This is a genomic window from Pseudonocardia parietis (genome assembly GCF_017876315.1).
GTDB classification, from domain to species: domain Bacteria; phylum Actinomycetota; class Actinomycetes; order Mycobacteriales; family Pseudonocardiaceae; genus Pseudonocardia; species Pseudonocardia parietis.
In genome coordinates this window covers 3,817,338-3,838,515 of the sequence record NZ_JAGINU010000001.1, presented here as the reverse complement: position 1 = coordinate 3,838,515, position 21,178 = coordinate 3,817,338, and the positions used below count along the sequence as shown (strand labels likewise).

Sequence of the window (21,178 nt, the reverse complement as noted above, 5' to 3'; positions counted from 1 at the left end):
GGAGGTCGACGATGCCCCGAGGTCGCAACCGTGTCCGCCACGTCCGGCTCACCGAGCCGCTGGTCCGGGAGGACGGTGTACTGCGTCCCGCCTCGTGGGAGGAGGCCCTGGACCGTGCTGCGGCGGGCTTCCGGGATGTGCCCGGCGAGCGGTTCGGGATGTTCAGCTGCTCCAAGGCCACCAACGAAATGAACTACACCGCGCAGAAGTTCGCTCGGGCGGTGATGGGCAGCAACAACGTCGACAGCTGTAACCGTACTTGACACGCTCCCAGTGTCGTCGGTCTGACGGCTGTGTTCGGTGCCGGCGGCGGCACCTCCGCTTATGTCGAGGCGGAAAACGCCGACCTTCTGATCTTGTGGGGTAGCAATGCCCGCGAGACGCACCCGATCTTCTTCCACCACGTGCTGCAAGGGCTGCGTAAGGGTGCCCGGATGTACTCGGTGGACCCGCGCCACACCTCGACCGCCCACTGGGCGGACGCCTGGCTCGGCCTGGACGTGGGCACCGACATCGCCCTGGCCAATGCGGTGGGGCGGGAGATCATTCATGCCGGTCTGGTGAACCGGTCGTTCGTCGAGCGTTCCACCAGCGGGTTCTCCGACTACGCGGCCTCGGTCGAGCCCTACACCCTGGAGCGGGCCGAGGAGATCACCGGTGTCCCGGCGGCCACGATCCGGGAGCTCGCGCACGCCTACGCCCGGGCTGATCGGGCGCAGATCTGCTGGACTCTGGGGATCACCGAGCATCACAACGCCGCGGACTACGTGTTCGCGTTGATCAATCTGGCGTTGTTGACCGGGCATGTGGGTCGGTACGGGTCGGGGTTGGTGCCGTTGCGTGGGCAGAACAACGTGCAGGGCGGCGGCGACATGGGGTCGATCCCGTCGAAGCTGCCCGGTGGCTACGACCTGGCCGACGATGTGGCACGGGCCCGGTTCCAGGCCGTGTACGGCGGTAAGCCGATCCCGCCGCAGAAGGGTATGCACCTGTCGGAGATGTTCGAGGCGATGGAGCGCGGCGACCTCTCGGCGCTGTACTGCATCGGGGAGAACCCGGCGGAGTCCGAGGCCAACGCCGTGCACGCCCGGGCCATGCTCGGGTCGTTGGATCATCTGGTGGTTCAGGACATCTTCCGGACCGCGACCGCGGAGCTGGCCGATGTGGTGCTGCCGGCGGCCGCGGACTGGTGTGAGTACGAGGGCACCGTCACCAACTCCGAACGGCGGGTGCAGCGGGTCCGCAAGGCGCTCGACCCACCCGGCGTGGCCCGTCCGGATACGCACATCATCTGTGCGATCGCCGACCGGCTCGGGCACGCGTGGGGTGAACCCACCGCCGAGCAGGTGTGGGACGAACTGCGGTCGGTGTCGTTGAACTGGCACCACGGGATGAGCTATGCCCGCCTGGACGCGCTCGGTGGGATCCAGTGGCCGTGCCCGGCCGAGGAGCATCCGGGCACCCCACTGCTCCACGCCCGGTTGTGGGCCGACGATCCGGTCGAGCGTGGTGCGGCGGCGCCGTTCACCCCGGTCGAGCACGTCGCCCCGGTGGACACGCTCAACGAACAGTTCCCGATCCGGTTGACGACGGTGCGGTTGCTGGACGCCTACAACTCCGGTGTCCAGACCGGCGGCTACGCCTCGCCGCTGCGGCGACGGGAGTCGCTGCGGATGGACGCGTCCGATGCCGCACGCATGGGCATCGCCGACGGTGAACGCGTGCGGGTGAGCAGCCGGCGCGGGTCGGTGGAGGCGCCGGTGGCCCTGGATCCGTCGTTGCGGCCGGGTCTGGCGTCGTTCACGCCGCACTTCTCCGAGGAGGTCGACGTGAACGCGCTGACCAACGACGCCTGGGACCCCAAGTCGGGGACCTCGGAGTTCAAGGCCACCGCAGTGCGGATCGAGAAGCTCGGCGCCGACGTCAGGTCGACGCTCCCGGTGGCAGGAGGTAACTGATGGACCTGCATCTGTCGTCCGCCGAGGCCACGGGGGTCGAACGCGACGCGATCGACGCCGCGTTCGGCCGGCTGGCCCCGGCTCGGGACAACGGCGACCGCCCGACCCGCTCGGTGCACGGCGGGCACGCCGCCCGCTCGCAGCGGAACCTGCTGCTACCGGTGCTGCACGCCGTGCACGACGCCGTCGGCTGGGTCTCCGAGGGCGCGCTCAACCACATCGCCCGGACCCTGTCCGTGCCTCCTGCCGAGATCTACGGCGTCGCGACGTTCTATGCGATGTTCTCGGTCGAGGCGCGGGCGCCGCGGGTGGTGCACGTGTGCGACGACGTCGTGTGCGGGCCCAACGGGGGTGAGGAGATCATCACCGAGCTCACGGCGGCGCTCGGCCCCGAAGGCGGCGCCCGCGACACCACAGCCGCACCGGCGGCCCCGCCCGGCACCACGGACGCCCCGCCCGGCGGGGACGGGCCGGCCGGCGCCGACGCCTGCTGGGTCCGCAGCCCGTGCCTGGGCCTGTGCGAACGCGCCCCGGCCGTACTGCACCAGCGCGCGGGCGAGCCGGACCTGTCCCAGGCACCGGCCACCCCGTCCGGCACCGTCGAGGCCGCGGCCGCCCCGTTCGACACCGGCGGCGACCAGGCCACCGAGGCCGATCAGGCGTTCGCCGACACGTCGGTGAGCGCGCCGCAGACCCGTGGCGCCGCCGCCGACCGACCCCAGCGCCTGCGGCTGCTGCGCCGGGTCGGGGTGGTCGACCCGTCGTCGTTGGACGACTACCGCTTCCGTGGCGGGTACGCGGCGCTGCGCCGGGCCGTCGACCTCGGCCCGTCCCGGGTGATCGCGGAGCTGAAGGACTCGTCGTTGACCGGGCGAGGCGGCGCGGCGTTCCCCACCGGCGTGAAGTGGGACGGCGTCGCGCAGTCCCCCGAGCGCCCGCACTACCTGGTGTGCAACGCCGACGAGTCCGAACCCGGCACGTTCAAGGACCGGGTACTGATGGAGGGCGACCCGTTCGGGCTGATCGAGGCCATGACGGTCGCCGGGTACGTCACCGGCGCCACCGTCGGCTATCTCTACATCCGCGGCGAGTATCCGCTGGCGACCCGCCGGCTGCAGGACGCGATCTCCGCCGCCCGCGCCCGCGGCTATCTGGGCGAGGACGTGATGGGCGAGGGTTTCGCCTTCGACATCGAGCTACGCCGCGGCGCCGGTGCCTACATCTGCGGTGAGGAGACCGCGCTGCTGGAGTCCCTCGAAGGCTTCCGCGGTGAGCCGCGGAACAAGCCGCCGTTCCCGGCGCAGAAGGGCCTGTTCGGGAAGCCGACGGCGATCAACAACGTGGAGACCCTCTACAACGTCCTGGAGATCCTCGACATCGGCGGGCAGACCTTCGCCTCCGTCGGTGGGGACCGCTCGACCGGGTCGAAGCTGTTCTGCCTCGCCGGCGCGGTCGCCACACCCGGGGTCTACGAGGTGGACTTCGGGACGACACTGCGCGAGCTGCTCGAGCTCGCCGGCGGGGTGCGCGGGGAACTGCGCACCATCCTGCTCGGCGGGGCGGCCGGCGGGTTCGTGATGCCCGACGACCTCGACGTCCCGCTCACCCTGGAGGGCACCCGCGACATCGGCGCCACCCTCGGCTCGGGAGTGGTGCTGGTCTTCGACACCGCCGCCGATATCACCGGGACCTTGCGGCGGATCGCGGCGTTCTTCCGCGACGAGTCGTGCGGGCAGTGCGTGCCCTGCCGGGTCGGCACCGTCCGTCAGGAGGAGGCCCTGGCCCGCCTGGAACGTGGGGCGCCGATCGGCTCCCGCGAGACCGAGCTGGCCCTGCTGGACGACCTCGCGCGGGTCATGCGCGACGCCTCGATCTGCGGGCTGGGGCAGACGGCGCCGTCCGCGGTGATGTCGGCGATCGAACTGGAACTGATCGCGGCACCGGCGTCGCGCGGGCTGCCGTCCACGAACGGCCACGGGGGCACCCGGTGACCCGGCCACAGCGGCCGGACCCGACACGGAGAGGACGGCGATGACGACGACCAGCGGCAAGGGTCCCGCCGGACCCGGGGCGGGATCCCACGCCCCCCGGGCTGCGGGACAGATCGACGGCGCCCCGGAAGCGGACGCCGGATCCGGGGTTCCCGGCACCGAGACCCCGGGCCCCGGCCCCGCGGCCGGGGAGGGCGTCACCGCCCTGCACCCGGCGAACGGAGCCGGCGCGGTCGGTGTGACCGTCGCCGACCCCGCCGGATCGGCACCCGGACCGGCCGAACGCCTCGCCGGGGGGCCGGTGATGCTCGGGCAGATCCGGCGCACCATCTCGGTCACGCTCGACGGCACCGAGGCCCGGGTCCTCGAAGGGTCCACGATCCTCGAGGCACTGCACCGCGAAGGCACCCCGCAGCAGGCCGACACCCCGACCTTGTGTTGGGCGCCGAACATGGACCCGATCAACGCCTGCCGGGTGTGTGTGGTCGAGGTCGAGGGTGCCCGGACCCTGGCCCCGTCGTGTGCGCGCACCTGCGAGGACGGCATGCAAGTGCGGACCGACACCGACAAGGTCCGCCACAGCCGCCGGATGGTGCTGGAGCTGCTGGCCTCCTCGGCGGACATGAGCGAGGCCAGTGGTGATGTGCAGCGCTGGATGGGCGAGTACGGCGTCGACCCCGAGCGCTACGGCCCACCCGCACCGCCCACCGTGGACGGGGAGCGGGAACGGCGTCACGCCGGGCACCATTCTGCGCCGGATGGTCGGACGCGGGCGACCGTGGAACAGCCCGTCAAGGTCGACAACGACCTGTACGTGCGGGACTACTCGCGGTGCATCATGTGCTACAAGTGCGTCAACGCCTGCGGCACCGACGCCCAGTTCACCTTCGCGATCGCCGCGGCCGGGCGCGGGTTCGACGCCCGCATCGCGACCGAGTACGACGTGGAACTGCCCGACTCGGCCTGTGTGTACTGCGGCAACTGCATCGGGGTCTGCCCGACCGGGGCACTCAAGTCGGTGTCCGAGTACGACAAGCGCGAGGCCGGGAACTGGCACCCCGAGCAGGAGACCGTCACCACCACGGTCTGCTCGTTCTGCGGGGTCGGCTGCAACCTGGAACTGCACGTGCAGCAGGGCGAGATCGTGAACGTGACCAGCCCGTCGGACCACTCGGTCACCCACGGGCACCTGTGCATCAAGGGCCGGTTCGGCTTCCAGCACGTCCAGAACCTGCCGCAGGGCTGAGCCCGTAAGAACGAGCCCGTAAGAACGAGAACACAGCCGCGCCCCGGACCGAGCTCCGGGGCGCGGCGACGTCGTTCTCGACATTCCTCGACGATCCGCAGCCATGGGTGCGCCTCGGTCGAGGCGTGTGGTGGTGGCTCGGACGCTGTCACGGGCCGCGGAAGATCACCGCCGCGCCGAGCGCCGAGGCTGCCGGCACGACGACGCCCCCGGCCCGGAAGGTCCGCAGCGGCACGCCGGCCGAGTGGAGGTGGCGCCGGGTGGCCTCCAGGTTGCGCACCTCGACGGCGTAGGCGACGAAAGCCGGTAGGGCCTGCGGCTGCTCACCCGGGAGGAGCTGTCCGAGCCCCGACCGGGGGACGATCGTCAGCCACTGGTCGCCGAGGTCGAACGTGCGGGCCGGACCGTCGTCGCGGGCGCCCCCGTTCAGATACCGCTGGTAGCGCGACTCGTGGTCCGCGAGCTCGTCGTCGGCGACGCACAGGATCGTCCCGGCGAGGCGGAACGCGCCGTTGGGGTGCTCCGTCCGGTCCTGGGGTAGTGGCTCGGAGACCGCGAGCCGGCCCTCCGGGGAGAGCCCGGAGGAGTCGTCGATCTCCAGGTAGCCGATCGGCACCTCCGTGCAACCGGTCGTGGACGGTCGCCGTGCCCGCTTCACCCCGGAATGTGTGACGCCGTCCGCGTGCAGCCGCGCGGCTGTGGCGTCGGCGTCGGCGGCGCCGAAGCACAGGACGTGGAGGCCTTCGAACCGGGCGAGTGCCGCTGTCAGCCGTGCGGCGGTCGAGGCGATGGCCTGCTCGAGATCCGGGAGCGCGGCAGCGGGCACCGTGAGCGGTGCCGGGACGACCTCGTCGTCCGGGTACGGACCGTCGTCGACCACGGCGATCAGCTCGACGAAGTCGTGCGCGAACCCGATGTGCGAGTTGGCCACGCCGACGGCGCGGGAGGGACCTTCCGGGTGGTCCGGGAGTACGGGGCGCTGCAGCGGGGGGACGTGGAAGCCCATGCGTCGGTAGTGGGCGAGCGCGTAGCCGACGTCGGCGATCACGTGGCCGACGTGGTGCAAGGAGTCGGGTCCCTGCTCGTCCTCGACGACCACCTGTCGCTGGCCACCGCCGTCCTGCGGGGCTTCGAGGAACAGCCACCCGAGGTCGGGGCCGCGGAGGCGCTGCGGGTCGCGATCCGGGCGGCCCGGGACGGCCTGCCGGGCGACGACCGGGCGGCCCGCCGGGAGCGGGACGTCCTGCTGGTGAGCGTCCCGGAGCTGTGGTCGGCCAACACCGCCCTGATCCGCCGGGCGATCGACCTGCTGGGATCCGCGACCGCGCGCCGGTCGGAGCGGGATCCGGCCGATCCGGAGGTACGGGCGTTCACCGGCGCGGTACTCGGGATCGCCGTTCAGGCGTTCCTCGACGCCTCGCCGGGTCACGACCCCGACCAGGCGCTGGACGACGGACTCCGGCAGCTGGAACGGGGCCTCGAGCTCCGGCCCCACGGCCGAACCGGCGGCCGTGGGGTCCAGATCTAGATCTAGAGCGCCTTCAGTCCCTCCGTCACCCCGGCGACCGACTTCTTCGCATCGCCGAAGAGCATCGAGGTGTTCTGGCCGTAGAACAGCGGGTTGTCGATGCCGGCGAACCCGGAGCCCATCGAGCGCTTCAGCACGATGACGTTCCGGCTCTCGTCCACGTTGAGGATCGGCATCCCGTAGATCGCCGAGCTGGGATCGTTGCGGGCCGCGGGGTTGGTGACGTCGTTCGCCCCGATCACCAGCGTCACATCGGTGCGGGAGAACTCACCGTTGATGTCGTCCATCTCCTTGAGCGCGTCATAGGGGACGTCGGCCTCGGCGAGCAGGACGTTCATGTGACCCGGCATCCGGCCGGCGACCGGATGGATCGCGTACTTGACCTCGACACCCTTGCTCTCCAACAGCTTGGCCATGTCCTTGACCGCATGCTGGGCCTGGGCCACCGCCATCCCGTAACCGGGAACGACGATCACCTGCGAGGCATAGGCCATCTGGATCGCGGCATCCGACTCGCTGGTCGACCGCACGGTGCGCTCCACCCCGTCATCCGCTCCGGGCAACGACGCGGTGCCGCCGAAGCCGCCGGCGACGATGGCCGGGATGGTCCGGTTCATCGCCACGGCCATCTGGTTGGTCAGGATCGAACCCGACGCACCCACGATCATCCCCGCGACGATCATCGCCGTGTTGTCCAGCGCCAGACCCGCCGCCGCCGCCGACAGCCCGGTCATCGCGTTGAGCAACGAGATGACCACCGGCATGTCCGCACCACCGATCGGCAGCACCACCAGCACGCCGACCACCGCGGCGAGCACCAGCACCGCGATGACCCAGATCTCGCCCGCCCCGCCGAGCCCGGCGACCACCGCCGCGACCACGGCCAGCGCCAGCAGCCCCATGTTGATCGGCTGCTGCGCCCGGCCCAGGCCGATCGGGCGGCCGGGAAGCATCTCCTGCAGCTTCCCGAACGCGATCAACGACCCCCAGAACGAGATCGACCCGACGATCGCGGCGAACATCGACGCGATCACCACATACAACGCCGTGTCGACGAACCCGTCGGTCGCCCGGAACTCCGCCCACGCGATCAACGCGACCGCGCCACCACCCACACCGTTGAACAACGCCACCATCTGCGGCATCTGCGTCATCTTCACGTTGCGCGCCGCCGGCACACCCAGCACCGTGCCGACCACCAGCCCGACGATGATCAGGATCCAGTTCGTCTGCACCAGCAACAACGTCGCGACGACCGCGAGCCCCATCCCGACCGCAGCGATCAGGTTGCCCCGCACCGCCGTACGCGGACCGGTCAGACCCGACAAGCCGTAGATGAACAACCCGAACGCGATGATGTAGAGGATCGGCACGATCACGGCCATCGGGCCGGTCGCCATGGTCTCCGTGGCAGCCAGGTTCACGAGCCGCTCCCGTCCTTCTCCGCAGCGGCCCGACCGGGCGCCTTGCCCTTGAACATGCCCAGCATCCGGTCGGTGACCAGGAACCCACCGACCACGTTGATCACACCGAACACGATCGCGACCACCAGGATGATCGCGTCCACGACGCCGACCTCCTCCCGGCCCAGCACGATGATCGCGCCGAGCAGCACGATCCCGTGGATCGCGTTGGTCCCCGACATCAACGGCGTGTGCAGCGTGTTCGGCACCTTCGAGATCACCGCGAAGCCCACGAACCCGGCCAGCACCAGAATCGCGATGTTCGCCAGCAGTCCGGAATCCATCAGGCCTCCGCCCGGGTGACACACGACGCGGCGAGGACCTCGTCGGAGAAGTCCGGCGCGAGCGTGCCGTGCTCATCGACCATCAGTTCCAGCAACGCCGACACGTTGCGCGCGTACAGCTCGGACGCGTGCTCCGGCATCGTGGCCGGCAGGTTCAACGGCGACACGATCGTCACGTCGTGCCGGACGACGGTCCGACCCGCCTCCGACGCCGCGCAGTTGCCACCGCTCTCCCCCGCCATGTCCACCACCACGCTCCCCGGGCGCATGCCCTCCACCGCCGCCGCGGTGACCAGCGTCGGCGCGGTCCGGCCCGGCACGTTCGCCGTCGTCACGACGACGTCGAACCCCGTGATCGCCTCCTCCAGCCGCTGCTGCTGCATCGCCCGTTCCTCATCGGTGAGCTCGCGGGCGTAACCGCCCTCACCGACCGCCTCGATCCCGAGGTCCAGCCACTGCGCCCCGAGCGAGCGCACCTGATCGGCCACCTCGGGACGGACGTCGTAGCCGGTCGTGCGGGCACCGAGCCGCTTCGCCGTCGCCAGCGCCTGCAACCCGGCCACGCCGACGCCGAGCACCAGCGCCGTCGCCGGCTTCACCGTGCCGGCCGCCGTCGTCAGCATCGGGAAGAACCGGGTCGAGTGCTCGGCCGCAGCCAGCACCGCCTTATAGCCCGCCACGTTCGCCTGCGACGACAACGCGTCCATCGCCTGCGCCCGGGAGATCCGCGGGATCGACTCCATCGCGAAGGCCTGCACCCCCGCCTCACGCAGCGCCGTCATCGTCTCCGGCGACGTCGCCGGACCCAGGAAACCGATCAGTGTCGCGCCGCGGGACAGCTTCCCGATCTCGGGAGGACCCGGCGGGCCCACGGTCACCACCACGTCACACACCCACGGGTCCCCGAGCCGGGCACCCGCCGCCGTGTAGGCCTCGTCCGGGATCAGGGCGCCGGTCCCGGCACCCGGTTCGAGGACCACCTCCACCCCGCGCGACCGGAGCTTCTCGACGGCCTTGGGCACCAGCGCGACCCGCCGTTCGCCCTCGGCGTTCTCCCGGGGCACCCCCACCGTGGTCGACGGCAATACCGCGACACCGTTGCGCTCCGTTCCGGCCGTCATGCGACACCTCCGGCCGGTGCGCCGCTAGGCGACGGCATCGGTCCGGTCGGCCAGGATCCGGCGCAGCAGGTCGGCGGTCTCGGACGGCGTCTTGCCGACCTTCACACCCGCGGCCTCGAGGGCCTCCTTCTTCGCCTGCGCGGTACCGGCCGAGCCGGACACGATCGCACCGGCGTGGCCCATCGTCTTGCCCTCCGGCGCGGTGAACCCGGCAACGTAACCGACCACCGGCTTGGTCACGTTGGCCTTGATGAAGTCCGCGGCACGCTCCTCGGCATCCCCACCGATCTCACCGATCATCACGATCGCCTCGGTCTCCGGATCCGCCTCGAACGCCTCCAGCGCATCGATGTGCGTGGTCCCGATGACCGGGTCACCACCGATACCGATCGCGGTCGAGAACCCGAACTCACGCAGCTCGAACATCATCTGGTAGGTCAGCGTGCCCGACTTCGACACCAGACCGATCCGGCCCGGCCCGGCGATGTCCGCCGGGATGATGCCCGCGTTCGACCTGCCGGGCGAGATGATCCCGGGGCAGTTCGGCCCGATGATCCGCGTCTTGTTTCCGGTGGCGACCGCGTGCGCCCAGAAGTAGGCCGAGTCGTGCACCGGGACGCCCTCGGTGATCACCACGGCCAGGCCGATCTCGGCGTCGATCGCCTCGATCACGGCATCCTTGACGAAGCGTGGCGGCACGAACAGCACCGACACATCGGCGCCGGTCTCCTTCATCGCCTCTTCCACCGTGCCGAACACCGGCACGTCCTTGCCCCCGACCGTGTGCGTCGTACCGGCCTTGCGGGCGTTGACGCCGCCCACGATGTCGGTGCCCGCGGCAATCATCTTGGCGGCGTGCTTGGTCCCCTCACCGCCGGTGATGCCCTGGACGATGACCTTGCTGTTCTCGTTGAGGAAGATCGACATTTTTCTCAGGCTCCCGCGGCGGTTGTGTTGTGGCTCCCGGCGCCGGCCGAGGCGAGCTCAGCGGCCTTGGCGGCCGCGTCGTCCATCGTGCCCACCACCGTGACCAGCGGGTGGTTCGCCTCCTCGAGGATGCGGCGCCCCTCCTCGACGTTGTTGCCGTCCAGGCGCACGACCAGCTGCTTGGTCGCGTCGTCACCCAGGATCTTCAGCGCCTCGACGATCCCGTTCGCGACCGCGTCACACGCGGTGATCCCACCGAAGACGTTCACGAACACACTCTTGACCTCGTCATCACCCAGGATGACGTCCAGACCGTCGGCCATGATCTGCGCCGACGCGCCACCACCGATGTCGAGGAAGTTCGCCGGCTTCACCCCACCGTGCGCCTCACCGGCATACGCGACCACGTCCAGGGTCGACATGACCAGACCCGCACCGTTACCGATGATCCCGACCTGACCACCGTCGAGCTTGACGTAGTTCAGCCCCTTGGCCTTCGCCTTGGCCTCGAGCGGATTCTCCGTGCGCTCGTCGACCAGCTCGGCGTGCGCCGGATGCCGGAAGTCCGCGTTCGTGTCCAGGGTGACCTTCCCGTCCAGGGCGATCACCTTGTCCTGCGGATCCCGCACCAACGGGTTGACCTCGACCAGCGTGGCGTCCTCGGAGACGAAGGTCTCCCACAGCTTCACGATGACGTGCGCGGCCTCCTCGGCCACCGCCGCCGGGATCCGGCCCGCCGCCACGATCTCGTCGGCCTTGGCCTTGTCCACACCGGCGATCGGGTCGATCGCGATCCGCGCCAGCGCATCCGGACGCTCCACGGCCAGCTGCTCGATCTCCATGCCACCCTCGGAGGAGCACATGGCCAAGAAGGTGCGGTTCGAGCGGTCCAGCAGGAACGAGAAGTAGTACTCCTCGGAGATGTCACTGGCCTCGGTCACCAGCACCTGGTGGACGATGTGGCCCTTGATGTCGAGCCCGAGGATCGCCTCGGCCTTCTCCTTGGCCTCGTCAGCGCTCTTGGCCAGCTTCACCCCGCCGGCCTTACCCCGCCCACCGGTCTTGACCTGGGCCTTGACCACGACGGCAGTGCCCAGCTCGGACGCCACGGCAGCCGCGTCGCCGGCGTTGTCCACGGTCTTCCCCGCCAGCACCGAAACTCCGTGCGCAGCGAAGATATCCCGTGCCTGGTATTCGAACAGGTCCACAGAGACTCCTTCCCATACAGTATGCAGTCTGTATCCGCGAATGACCGCCGGAACCGGCGGCCCCCTGCTACCTGCCCGACACCTGCCGGTCGAGCAGGTCCGCCAGGGCGGCGACGGTACGCAGTGTCGGCACCTCGGCCCCCGTGATGTCGGCGATCTCGATGACGGCCGAGAGCAACACGTCGAGCTCCATCGCACGGCCGCGCTCGAGATCCTGCAGGGTGGACGTCTTGTGCTCACCGGTCCGCTCGGCGCCCGCGATGCGGCGATCGATGGAGATCTCGGGATGAGACCCCACCCGACCGGCCACCTCGAGCGTCTCCTCCATCATGGACTCGACGAGTGAGCGGGTGCCGGCATGGCGACAGATCCCGGACATGGTCGCCCGGGTCAACGCGCTGAGCGGGTTGAACGCGATGTTCCCCATCAGCTTGATCCAGATGTCGTCGCGCAGCGCGGGCTCGACCGGGCACTTGAGCCCGCCGGCGACCATCGCGTCGGCGAACCCGGTACAGCGCTCCGACACCGTGCCGTCCGGCTCGCCGATCGAGAACCGGGTGCCCTCCAGGTGCCGAACGACCCCCGGCGACTGGATCTCGGTCGCGGCATAGACCACGCAGCCGATCGCCCGCTCGACCGGTAGCACCTTGCTCACCGCCCCGTCCGGATCGACGCTCTCGAGACGCCTGCCCTCGTACGGTCCGGCCAGTCCGTGGAAGTACCACCACGGAATGCCGTTCTGGGCGGCGATGATGGTGGTGTCGGTACCCAGGAGCGGTTCGATGAGCGGACCGGCCGACGCGTAGGCGTTGGCCTTGAACCCCAGGACGACATGGTCGACGGGCCCGATCGCGGCCGGGTCGTCGGTGGCGTGCGGATGGGCGACGAAATCGCCGCGTGGACTGATGACCTGCACGCCCTTCTCACGGAGCGCGGCGAGATGTGGGCCGCGCGCGACGAGGTGGACCTCGACGTCGGCGCGACACAGCGCGGCTCCCACGTAAGCGCCGATGGCGCCTGCACCGAGCACAGCAACCTTCACATGAACCTCCCGAGAAGCTCTCGACCCGTCGACTGTATACGGTATGGAGAGGGTTCCTGACAAGGTTCCGCCGTGTCACCCCGCCACTGCGGGCCGCCCGCACCCGCCGTCGACGCCCTCCCGGCGCGCGCGGTGCCGTGCCCGCCGGTTCAGCCGGTCGGGTCGGCGCTCGCGGACGGCTCCCGCTCGACGACCGCTTCCAGACCGAGCCGCTCGACGTCGAGCAGGTGGTCCATCATCGCCTCGTAGGCCCCCGCCCCGTCGCGGGCCAGCAGCGCGGTCGCGATGCGCCGGTGCCCGTCGAAGGACTGCCGGACGCCGTCGACGGTCTGCAGGGACTGCTCGCGGCTCCCGCGCAGCAGCTCGTGAATGCCCTCGATCATCTTCACCAGCAACGGATTGCCGGTGGCGTGCGCGATCGCCAGGTGGAACGAGCTGTCCGCATCGAGGAACGGGCGGCGCTCCCGGATGCACATCTCCTGCTGCGCGAGCGACTCCCGGATGCGCTCCAGATCGGACTCCGCTGCGCGGGTCGCGGCGCATCGGGCGACCTCCGGCTCGACGAGCCGCCGCACCTCCATCTGGTTCCCGAGCGTGCCCTGCACCAGCCGCAGTGCCTCGACCAGCCGGCTGACGCCGACGCTCGCGGCGTCGAACCGGGCGAACGTCCCCTTCCCGACCAGGCTCTCCACCAGCCCGGCGCTCTGCAGCGCCGAGAGCGCCTGCCGCACGGTCGCCCGGCTCACCCCGAACTGCACCGCGAGCTCCCGCTCCGGCGGCAGCCGGTCCCCCGGACCGAGCACGCCCCGTTCCATGAGATCGCGCAGCTGGCGCGCCACGTGGTCGTGGGCCCGGACCGGGGCCGCGCGCCGGCCACTCAGCTCGAACGCGTCCGGCCCGATCTGCTGCGTCATGGACGAAGCCTAGCGAGTACGGGGCGATCTGTTGCCGCGGTCACACTCGCACTGGTACACAGTATGCACTATTGGCTAGTCCGGTCTGACCAATTGGAGTCGATGATGACTCGTACGACCCGTCCCCTCGCGATGGCCTGCAACGGCATGGTGAGCTCACCGCACTACCTGGCCTCCACCGCGGGGCTGCAGGTACTCCAGGAAGGCGGGTCCGCGGTCGATGCCGCGGTCGCCGTGAACGCCACCCTCGGGGTGGTCTACCCGCACATGACGGGGCCGGGCGGGGACGCCTTCTGGCTGATCCACGACGCGGAGTCCGGGCAGGTGCACGGGCTGAACGGCAGCGGCCGCGCGATCGCCGCCGCCACCCGCGAGCACTACCGCTCCCTCGGCCACCACCAGGAGATCCCGTCACGCGGACCGCTCGCGGTCGTCACCGTGCCGGGCGCCGTCGACAGCTGGTGTACCGCGCACGAGCAGTACGGCAGGCTGCCGTTCGAGCGGCTGCTGCAGCCGGCGATCAACTACGCGACGAGCGGGTTCGCGGTGTGCGACGGCCACGCGTCCTGCACCCGCGACGTGGCCGACGTGCTGCGGGCCCACTCCACCACGAGCAGCAGCATGCTGCCCGGTGGCCGCGCCCCGCTCGCCGGCGACCTGCTCGCGCTACCCCATCTCGCCGAGACGCTGCGGACCGTCGCGGAGAAGGGCCGGGCCGGCTTCTACGAGGGACCGGTCGCGGCAGAGATCGCCGCCGCCGTGCAGCGGGCCGGCGGGCTGGTGACGGCCGAGGACCTCGCCGGACATCGTTCCGACTGGACCGAACCGATCAGCACGACCTACCGCGGTTACACGTGCTACCAGCACCCGCCGAACTCGCAGGGGTTCGCCCACCTGATGATCCTCAACATCCTGGAGAACTTCGACGTCGCGGGCATGGATCACCTCGGTCCGGAGTACATCCACCTGCTGGTCGAAGCCACGAAACTGGCCTTCGCCGACCGCGACCGGTACCTGACCGACCCGGAGTTCGGTGACATCCCGCTGGAGCAGCTGCTGTCGAAGGACTACGCGGCGGAGCTGAGCACGCGGGTGGGATCGACCGCGGACCTCCCGCTCGCCGCTGCGCCGCGGCTCGGTGGCGACACCACGTGCAGCGTGGTCGTCGACTCGGACGGGAACGCGGCCTCGGTCATCCAGAGCCTCTACCACGAGTTCGGGTCGGGGTTCGTCGGCGGCGAGACCGGGGTGCTGCTGCAGAACCGCGGCTCGTTCTTCTCCCTCGACGACGAGCACCCCAACCGGCTCGAACCCGGCAAGCGCACCTTCCACACCCTCATGCCGGGAATGCTCCTGCGCGACGGGAAACCGGATCTCGTCTACGGCACGATGGGCGGTGAGGGGCAACCGCAGACATCGACCGCCCTGGTCACCCGCATCGTCGATGCCGGGTGCGATGTGCAGACCGCGATCGATTCCCCACGCTGGCTCTACGGGCGCACCTGGGGGGACTCGCGGCAGGACCTGCGGGTGGAGAGCCGGTTCCCGGCGACGACCGAAGACGGTCTGGTCGACCGCGGGCACCCGGTGCGGGTCGTCGAACCGTTCGACGACGCGATGGGGCACGCACAGGCGATCCGCATCGGCGAGCAGGTACTGGCGGGAGGAGCCGACCCCCGGGGCGAGGGGCTGGCGCTGGGTTGGTGACCGCACGGCCCGACGCACGACGAGGAGGACCGAGGACCACTGCGAGAGGTGCCCGCGCATGACACTCGAACCGAACATCTGGCTCTGGCTGATCTCCTTCGCCCCGCTGGTGCTGCTGCTGCACCTCATGGTGCTCCGCCGATGGGGCGCGGCCGAGGCCGGCGTCCTGGGCTGGCTCGTGACCGCGGTGCTCGCGCTGACCGTGTTCCGGCTGCCGCTGGACGCGGTCGGGCTCGCCAGCGTCAAGGGCGCCTTCGAGTCGATCACCATCATCTACATCGTCCTGTCGGCCATCCTCATCTACGAGGTGGCCAACGCCGCCGACGCGTTCGCGCCGTTCCATGACGGGATGCGGCGCATGTTCGGCCACCCGTTGCTGCAGATCATGGCGGTCGGTTGGGTCTTCGCCGGATTCCTGCAGGGTGTGACCGGTTTCGGGGTACCGGTGGCGGTGTGCGCGCCGCTGCTCATCGGCATCGGGGTCCGGCCGTTGTACGCCGTGGTGATCGCGCTGATCGGGCAGGCCTGGAACAACACCTTCGGCACCCTGGGCGCTGCCTGGGTCGGGCTGCAGCAGGTCACCACGCTCACGCCGGCCGAGAGCGCCACCACGGCCTGGCAGACCGCCGTGCTGATCGCGGTCGTCGTCGTGGCCGGCGGGTTGATGATCTGCTGGCTCTACGGCGGGTTCCGCGGCATCCGGGAAGGGCTGGTCGCCGTCGGGGTGATCTCGCTCGCGCAGGGTGGCGTGACCGTCGCCCTCGCGACGTGGGACGCCACGTTCAGTGGCTTCGCCGCGGGCCTGGTCGCGCTCGTCGCGGTCGCCGGGCTGGCGCGGCTGCCGATGTACCGGCGCCCCTCGCGGGTCGAGAACAGCCGCCTGCTGGTGCCGGAGCGGGGCCCGGACACCGGCGGCGCCACGACGGCACCGGTGACACAGCCGGGATCCGGGGACGGTGCGGCCGGGACGCGACACGTCCGGTCGACCACAGCCGCCCCGGCGACCGCCGACGCCGGCCCCACCGGCAGCAGCACCTCGATGTCGTTCAACACCGCCTTCGTCCCCTACTACACGCTGCTCGTCGTCACGTGTCTGGTGATGCTCGTGCCGCCGCTCAACGACCTGCTCTCACGACCGTCGGTCGGACTCGGTTTCCCCTCGGTGGAGACCGGACTCGGGTTCGTGACCGGGTCGAGCACGTGGACGTTCGAGTACGTGACCCATGCCGGGACGTTGCTGCTCGTCACGGCGATCGCCAGCTACGTGTTCTACCGGCGGCGGGGACATCTGACGGGCGGCGCCTGGCGGGGCATCCTGAGCAACACCGTGGAGAAGTCCGTCGCACCGACGATCGCGGTCATCACGCTGGTCGGAATGGCCACGGTGATGCAGGCGTCCGGCCAGGCCACCGTGCTGGCCACCATGGTCGCCGCCTGGACCGGGGGCGTCTACCTGCTGCTCGCGCCGATCGTCGGCATGTTCGGCACGTTCATCACCGGGTCCAACATGTCCAGCAACCTGCTGTTCGGGAACTTCCAGCAGGCCACCGCGCAGGCCGGCGGGCTGAGCACCTCGGCCGTGCTGAGCGCCCAGACCGGCGGCGGTGCCGTCGGCAGTGCCATCGCGCCCAGCAAGATCCTTCTCGGGACGACGACCGCGGGGATCACCGGGGAGGAGGGCAGGGTCGTCCGGATCCTGCTCCCGTTCGCGATCGGCGTGACCCTGCTCCTCGGCGCGATCACCGCAACCCTGTCCTGAGCCCTCCGGACGACGGGAGCCCATCATGAACATCAAGGCCCGGATCCAAGCGTGGTCGACCCTCGTCGTGGCGTTGAGCCTGCCGCTGCTCTACCTCGGCGGCGTCCACCACTCGCCGTCGATGTCGCTCATCGGCGTCATCGTCTTCGCCGCCGGGCTGCTGACCTGCCCGGCACTTCGCTTCATCCGGTTGCGCGAACAGCCGCCGCCGGCGGTCGACGCGACCGGGGACACGAAGCCCGTGCCCTGAGCGGCGGGGGCGGGCGGCAGCAGAACCGTTCGCCGGAGTGACCCTTGACACGTCCTTGTCGCGAACGAAGACTGGCACCCAGTTGCGGAATAGCAATTCCGCACTACGAAAATCTCGTACAGAAGCTGGGGCCATGCCGGACGTTGTTCTCACCCTCGACCGACTCAACACCGCTGCGCCGGACGAGCTCGCCGCCGTCCTGCGCGCCTGCAACACCTCCGCCGCGTGGGCCGCCCGGCTGCTCGCCGGGCGGCCCTACGCCGGCACCGACGACGCCGTCGCCGCGGCGGAGAAGGCCGTCCTCGACCTCTCCCCCGACGAGATCGACGCCGCGCTCGCCGGGCACCCCCGGATCGGGGAACGGCCGGGCGGCGCACACGCCGACGGCGCCGGCTTCTCCCGCACCGAGCAGTCCGGTGTGGACGCGGGGACCGACACCGCGACCGCGCTCACGACGGGCAACGCCGCGTACGAGCAACGGTTCGGGCACGTGTTCCTGATCCGCGCCGCAGGCCGTGGCGCCGCCGAGATCCTCGCCGAGCTCGAACGGCGCCTCGGTAACGACGCCGCGACCGAGCGGGCCGAGGCGGCCGCGCAGCTCGCCGAGATCACCGCCCTGCGACTGCGGCAGGTGCTGGCCGGATGAGCAGCTTCTCCACCCACGTCCTCGACACCACGCTCGGGAAGCCCGCCGCCGGGGTGCCGGTGGCGCTGACCCGGGGTGACGCCGTCCTCGCCTCCGGCACGACCGACGACGACGGCCGCTGGCGCGCCCCGGACTCGGCCGCCCTCACCGCGGGCGTCGTCCATCGCGTCACCTTCGAGACCCGCAGCGACTTCTTCCCGGAGGTCTCGATCGCCTTCCGGCCGGAGACGACCGACCGGCACCACCACGTCCCGCTGCTGCTGTCGCCGTACTCCTACTCCACCTATCTCGGGAGCTGATCCGACATGCCCGTCCTCGGCCACACCCAGTACGGCAAGGCGGAGGTCCGCGTGGTGCGGGTCTACCGCGATCGCGAGCCGCACGAGATCGCCGACCACAACGTGTCCGTCGCCCTGTCCGGGGACTTCACCGACACCCACCTGACCGGTGACAACACCCGTGTCCTCACCACCGACGCCGTCAAGAACACGGTCAACGCCTTCGCCAAGGAGGCCGGTGACGCCGCCCGGACCCCGGAGGTCTTCGGGCTGGAGCTGGCCCGGCACTTCACCGGGGTGCCGCAGGTGTCGCGGGTCCGGGTCGGCATCGAGACCTACCCGTGGCGGCGGCTCGAGCACGCCGGCACCCCGCACCCGCACGCGTTCGCCCGGGACGGCGGGCACGTGCGCACCACCACGGTCACCCGCACCACCGGCGGGGACGAGTGGGTGACCTCCGGGGTGACGGGCCTGGTCGTGCTCAAGACGACCGACTCGGAGTTCCACTCCTTCTACACCGACCGCTACACCACCCTCGCCGAGACGACCGACCGCGTGATGGCGACCGAGGTGACCGCCCAGTGGTGGCACGCGGAGCCTCCGGGCGACTGGAACGCCTCCTACCCGCAGGTGATCGACACCATGACCTCGGCATTCGCCGGGCACCACAGCCTCGCGCTGCAGCAGACGCTCTACGAGATGGGCACCCAGGTCCTCACCGCGGAGCCGGGGATCGGCGAGATCCGGTTCTCGTTGCCGAACAAGCACCACTTCCTGCTCGACCTGTCCCCGTTCGGGCTGAAGAACCCGGGCGAGGTGTTCCACGCCGACGACCGGCCCTACGGCCTGATCGAGGGCACCGTCCGCCGCGACGACACCACCGACCCCGGCCCCGCCTTCGACCCCGGCCAGGGCTGGTGAGCCAGAACCCGGGCATGATCAGCGAGTCGTGCGGGATCGGTGCCATATCCGGCACGCATCTTGCACGACTCCCCGATCATCGTCGGGTGGCCGCCCGGATTGCGGCCACTGTTCGCTCCGGGTGCTCGTGGACGTCGGACCAGGTGAACCGCAGGACGGTCCATCCGGCGCCGACCAGCGCGTTCTGCTTGGCCCGGTCGGCACGGAACCGATCCCGGTCGACATGCCACGCCCAGCCGTCGACCTCCACGGCGAGCCGGACGTCCGGGAACGCGATATCGACGTGCCACGCCCGGAAGGGCAGCCCCCGGACGACGCCGGTGACGCCCGCAGCACGCAACAGCCATAGCAGTCGCCGCTCGAGAGCCGAGTCGGCCCGGTCCATCGCCGCGACCAGCAGGCGACCGGCCCGCTCCATCCCGTAGCCGCCGAGGCCGCGGGCGTAGGCCGCCTGCAGATCCTTCGGGCGCAGGTACCGCTGCAACGCACGGTCGAGAAAGGCCGGTCCATCGTCGAGCGCGGCGGCCGTCTCCAGCACGGTCAGTCCCCGTGCGGTGACCTCGATCCCGCGGAGCGTGAGCCGGTCGGCTGCGGCGAGATCCTTGTGGCGGATCCGGACCTCCGCCCGTCGGGCCCGGCGCACGCCCCGCGGGACGGTGACCGGCACCGGCGACGGGGCGGCGTCGAGCATCCCGTGCCAGAACGCGGCCGCGGGCCCGTGCACCGTCGCCCGCGTCCCCGCCCACAGCCACGCGGCACGGACCCACATCTCGTGCGAGCGCCGATGACCGGCGACCAGGTACACCCCCGGCAGCAGCTCGATCCATGCGCCGCACGCCCGGCGACGGGCGATCGTCCGCGCGGACATGCCGCAGGCCAGCGCCTGGGCCCGGGTCACGACACCCGCCTGCCGGACAAGAAGCTCGCTCAGATCCATGGCGCGGAGCGTCCGCCGACCGCCACCCGGCCACTGGGCTTCCGCGAGGACCGTTCGCACCCGCACACACGGAGGCCGACGACGCGCCCGTCGCCGGCAGCGAAGTCACTTGATCGGCGAGTCGTGCAGGATCGGTGCCGGATATGGCATCGATCCTGCACGACTCGCCGATCATGCACTCGGCGCCGAGCTGGTCAGGCGGTGGCGGCGTCCTGCCGGGCGAGGGCGTCGACCAGGGCGTCGGCGGCGGCGTGCAGCTTCGGGACGGCGGAGTCCAGGAGGCTCTCGGTCATCCTGGTCGTCGGGCCGGAGATGGAGACGGCGGCGGGCAACGGGCCGTCGAGCGCGACGGCGACGCAGCGCACCCCGAGCTCCTGCTCCCCCTCGTCGAGGGCGTACCCGGCGGCGCGGACCTTCTCCAGCTCGGCGTCGAAGGCCTCGAGCGAGGTGATGGTGTTGTCGGTGTGGGCGACGAAGTCGGTGTGGCGCAGGATCTCCCGCGCCTTGTCGACGGGCATGCGGGCGAGCAGGGCCTTGCCGACGGCGGTGCAGTGCGGTGAGACCCGGCGCCCGACCTCGGTGAACATCCGCATCGAGTGCCTGCCCGGTTCCTGGGCGACGTAGACGACCTGGTTGCCCTCCAGCAGCGCCAGGTTCGCGCTCTCCCCCAGGTCGTCGACGAGCGAGGCGAGCCGTGGCCGCGCCCAGACCCCGACCAGGCGCCCGGCGGTGTCGCCGAGGCGGACCAGGCGGGGGCCGAGGGCGTACTCCCGGGAGGACTGCTGCCGCACGTAGCCGCGCCCGGCCAGGGTCCGGACGAGCCGGTGGATCGTCGGCAGCGGCAGCCCCGACGTCGCGGCGAGGTGTGACAGGCTCACGGTGCCGCCGGCGTCGGCCATCGCCTCGAGCAGGTCGACGGCCCGCTCGACGGCCTGGACGGTGCCGGAGCGGGCGGGTGCCGCACCGGCCAGCTCGGCGTCGGACTCGTTATTCCGCAT

20 protein-coding genes are annotated in these 21,178 nt (G+C 70.9%); 10 read left to right on the top strand and 10 right to left on the bottom strand.

Annotated elements, in window-relative coordinates:
- Positions 1–11 precede the first annotated feature (11 nt).
- Genes JOF36_RS18235 through JOF36_RS18225 form a run of 3 tightly spaced genes read left to right on the top strand, consistent with a single transcriptional unit; the run spans position 12 to position 5,195 of the window.
- Complete coding sequence (locus tag JOF36_RS18235; protein ID WP_210028191.1) at positions 12–1,958, top strand: molybdopterin oxidoreductase family protein; 1,947 nt, start codon at positions 12–14, stop codon at positions 1,956–1,958.
- Positions 1,958–3,949: an NAD(P)H-dependent oxidoreductase subunit E gene (locus tag JOF36_RS18230; RefSeq protein WP_210028190.1), complete on the top strand. Its 1,992-nt coding sequence runs from the start codon at positions 1,958–1,960 to the stop codon at positions 3,947–3,949. The genes JOF36_RS18235 and JOF36_RS18230 overlap by 1 nt, the downstream gene beginning before the upstream one ends.
- A gap of 40 nt (positions 3,950–3,989) precedes the next feature.
- Positions 3,990–5,195: a 2Fe-2S iron-sulfur cluster-binding protein gene (locus JOF36_RS18225; protein ID WP_245350892.1), complete on the top strand. Its 1,206-nt coding sequence runs from the start codon at positions 3,990–3,992 to the stop codon at positions 5,193–5,195.
- A 148-nt stretch (positions 5,196–5,343) separates the two neighbouring features.
- Here the strand turns inward: JOF36_RS18225 and JOF36_RS18220 are convergent, their stop codons facing one another.
- Positions 5,344–6,261 carry a VOC family protein gene (locus JOF36_RS18220; RefSeq protein ID WP_210028189.1) on the bottom strand — a complete coding sequence of 306 codons (918 nt, stop codon included), beginning with the start codon at positions 6,259–6,261 and terminating at the stop codon, positions 5,344–5,346.
- Here JOF36_RS18220 and JOF36_RS18215 point away from each other — a divergent pair.
- Positions 6,253–6,723 (top strand): acyl-CoA-like ligand-binding transcription factor, encoded by a 471-nt coding sequence (locus tag JOF36_RS18215; protein ID WP_210028188.1) that lies wholly within the window; start codon positions 6,253–6,255, stop codon positions 6,721–6,723. The two genes, JOF36_RS18220 and JOF36_RS18215, sit on opposite strands and share 9 nt — an antisense overlap.
- A gap of 2 nt (positions 6,724–6,725) precedes the next feature.
- On the opposite strand, the gene JOF36_RS18210 is transcribed toward JOF36_RS18215, so the two are convergent.
- The 7 genes from JOF36_RS18210 to JOF36_RS18180 all read right to left on the bottom strand — a co-directional run bounded on the left by JOF36_RS18210 (position 6,726) and on the right by JOF36_RS18180 (position 13,682).
- Positions 6,726–8,108, bottom strand: coding sequence for an NAD(P)(+) transhydrogenase (Re/Si-specific) subunit beta (locus tag JOF36_RS18210; RefSeq protein ID WP_210035873.1), 1,383 nt, complete (start codon positions 8,106–8,108; stop codon positions 6,726–6,728).
- A 35-nt stretch (positions 8,109–8,143) separates the two neighbouring features.
- On the bottom strand, positions 8,144–8,470 hold the full coding sequence (locus JOF36_RS18205; protein WP_210025662.1) for an NAD(P) transhydrogenase subunit alpha part 2: 327 nt from the start codon (positions 8,468–8,470) through the stop codon (positions 8,144–8,146).
- Positions 8,470–9,591, bottom strand: a complete 1,122-nt coding sequence (locus tag JOF36_RS18200) for an NAD(P) transhydrogenase subunit alpha (RefSeq protein ID WP_210028185.1) — start codon at positions 9,589–9,591, stop codon at positions 8,470–8,472. The genes JOF36_RS18205 and JOF36_RS18200 overlap by 1 nt, the downstream gene beginning before the upstream one ends.
- A gap of 24 nt (positions 9,592–9,615) precedes the next feature.
- Positions 9,616–10,518, bottom strand: coding sequence for a succinate--CoA ligase subunit alpha (gene sucD / locus JOF36_RS18195; protein ID WP_210028183.1), 903 nt, complete (start codon positions 10,516–10,518; stop codon positions 9,616–9,618).
- 5 nt (positions 10,519–10,523) lie between these two features.
- Positions 10,524–11,726, bottom strand: a complete 1,203-nt coding sequence (sucC, locus tag JOF36_RS18190) for an ADP-forming succinate--CoA ligase subunit beta (protein ID WP_210028182.1) — start codon at positions 11,724–11,726, stop codon at positions 10,524–10,526.
- A 67-nt stretch (positions 11,727–11,793) separates the two neighbouring features.
- Complete coding sequence (locus JOF36_RS18185; protein WP_210028181.1) at positions 11,794–12,768, bottom strand: 2-dehydropantoate 2-reductase; 975 nt, start codon at positions 12,766–12,768, stop codon at positions 11,794–11,796.
- Between the two features lie 149 nt (positions 12,769–12,917).
- Entirely contained in the window at positions 12,918–13,682 is a 765-nt protein-coding gene (locus tag JOF36_RS18180; protein ID WP_210028180.1) for a FadR/GntR family transcriptional regulator, read from the bottom strand.
- Between the two features lie 105 nt (positions 13,683–13,787).
- Here JOF36_RS18180 and ggt point away from each other — a divergent pair, with 105 nt between their 5' ends.
- The 6 genes from ggt to pucL all read left to right on the top strand — a co-directional run bounded on the left by ggt (position 13,788) and on the right by pucL (position 19,243).
- Complete coding sequence (ggt, locus tag JOF36_RS18175) at positions 13,788–15,389, top strand: gamma-glutamyltransferase (RefSeq protein WP_245350891.1); 1,602 nt, start codon at positions 13,788–13,790, stop codon at positions 15,387–15,389.
- A gap of 58 nt (positions 15,390–15,447) precedes the next feature.
- Positions 15,448–17,148, top strand: coding sequence for an L-lactate permease (locus JOF36_RS18170; RefSeq protein ID WP_210028179.1), 1,701 nt, complete (start codon positions 15,448–15,450; stop codon positions 17,146–17,148).
- Between the two features lie 25 nt (positions 17,149–17,173).
- Complete coding sequence (locus JOF36_RS18165; RefSeq protein ID WP_210028178.1) at positions 17,174–17,398, top strand: hypothetical protein; 225 nt, start codon at positions 17,174–17,176, stop codon at positions 17,396–17,398.
- A gap of 133 nt (positions 17,399–17,531) precedes the next feature.
- Positions 17,532–18,044: a 2-oxo-4-hydroxy-4-carboxy-5-ureidoimidazoline decarboxylase gene (gene uraD / locus JOF36_RS18160; RefSeq protein WP_210028177.1), complete on the top strand. Its 513-nt coding sequence runs from the start codon at positions 17,532–17,534 to the stop codon at positions 18,042–18,044.
- The gene (locus JOF36_RS18155) at positions 18,041–18,343 is read left to right on the top strand and encodes a hydroxyisourate hydrolase (protein WP_210028176.1); all 303 of its coding nucleotides are present in this window, start codon (positions 18,041–18,043) and stop codon (positions 18,341–18,343) included. The genes uraD and JOF36_RS18155 overlap by 4 nt, the downstream gene beginning before the upstream one ends.
- Before the next feature lie 6 nt (positions 18,344–18,349).
- Positions 18,350–19,243, top strand: coding sequence for a factor-independent urate hydroxylase (gene pucL / locus JOF36_RS18150; RefSeq protein ID WP_210028174.1), 894 nt, complete (start codon positions 18,350–18,352; stop codon positions 19,241–19,243).
- Between the two features lie 76 nt (positions 19,244–19,319).
- On the opposite strand, the gene JOF36_RS18145 is transcribed toward pucL, so the two are convergent.
- Together JOF36_RS18145 and JOF36_RS18140 are read right to left on the bottom strand one after the other, a co-directional pair.
- Entirely contained in the window at positions 19,320–20,180 is an 861-nt protein-coding gene (locus tag JOF36_RS18145; protein WP_210028172.1) for a PDDEXK-like endonuclease domain-containing protein, read from the bottom strand.
- A 194-nt stretch (positions 20,181–20,374) separates the two neighbouring features.
- A complete protein-coding gene (locus JOF36_RS18140; protein ID WP_210028170.1) occupies positions 20,375–21,178 on the bottom strand; it encodes an IclR family transcriptional regulator in 804 nt (267 codons plus the stop codon).

What these genes read in the sequence shown, in the direction of transcription:
- JOF36_RS18170 (WP_210028179.1), top strand. Translation starts at nt 15,448, where the DNA reads ATGACACTCGAACCGAACATCTGGCTCTGGCTGATCTCCTTCGCCCCG.
- JOF36_RS18145 (WP_210028172.1), bottom strand. Translation starts at nt 20,180, where the DNA reads ATGGATCTGAGCGAGCTTCTTGTCCGGCAGGCGGGTGTCGTGACCCGG.
- JOF36_RS18165 (WP_210028178.1), top strand. Translation starts at nt 17,174, where the DNA reads ATGAACATCAAGGCCCGGATCCAAGCGTGGTCGACCCTCGTCGTGGCG.
- JOF36_RS18205 (WP_210025662.1), bottom strand. Translation starts at nt 8,470, where the DNA reads ATGGATTCCGGACTGCTGGCGAACATCGCGATTCTGGTGCTGGCCGGG.
- JOF36_RS18210 (WP_210035873.1), bottom strand. Translation starts at nt 8,108, where the DNA reads ATGGCCGTGATCGTGCCGATCCTCTACATCATCGCGTTCGGGTTGTTC.
- uraD (WP_210028177.1), top strand. Translation starts at nt 17,532, where the DNA reads ATGCCGGACGTTGTTCTCACCCTCGACCGACTCAACACCGCTGCGCCG.
- JOF36_RS18225 (WP_245350892.1), top strand. Translation starts at nt 3,990, where the DNA reads ATGACGACGACCAGCGGCAAGGGTCCCGCCGGACCCGGGGCGGGATCC.
- JOF36_RS18230 (WP_210028190.1), top strand. Translation starts at nt 1,958, where the DNA reads ATGGACCTGCATCTGTCGTCCGCCGAGGCCACGGGGGTCGAACGCGAC.
- JOF36_RS18140 (WP_210028170.1), bottom strand. Translation starts at nt 21,178, where the DNA reads ATGCGGAATAACGAGTCCGACGCCGAGCTGGCCGGTGCGGCACCCGCC.
- sucD (WP_210028183.1), bottom strand. Translation starts at nt 10,518, where the DNA reads ATGTCGATCTTCCTCAACGAGAACAGCAAGGTCATCGTCCAGGGCATC.
- ggt (WP_245350891.1), top strand. Translation starts at nt 13,788, where the DNA reads ATGACTCGTACGACCCGTCCCCTCGCGATGGCCTGCAACGGCATGGTG.
- JOF36_RS18180 (WP_210028180.1), bottom strand. Translation starts at nt 13,682, where the DNA reads ATGACGCAGCAGATCGGGCCGGACGCGTTCGAGCTGAGTGGCCGGCGC.
- JOF36_RS18155 (WP_210028176.1), top strand. Translation starts at nt 18,041, where the DNA reads ATGAGCAGCTTCTCCACCCACGTCCTCGACACCACGCTCGGGAAGCCC.
- pucL (WP_210028174.1), top strand. Translation starts at nt 18,350, where the DNA reads ATGCCCGTCCTCGGCCACACCCAGTACGGCAAGGCGGAGGTCCGCGTG.
- JOF36_RS18200 (WP_210028185.1), bottom strand. Translation starts at nt 9,591, where the DNA reads ATGACGGCCGGAACGGAGCGCAACGGTGTCGCGGTATTGCCGTCGACC.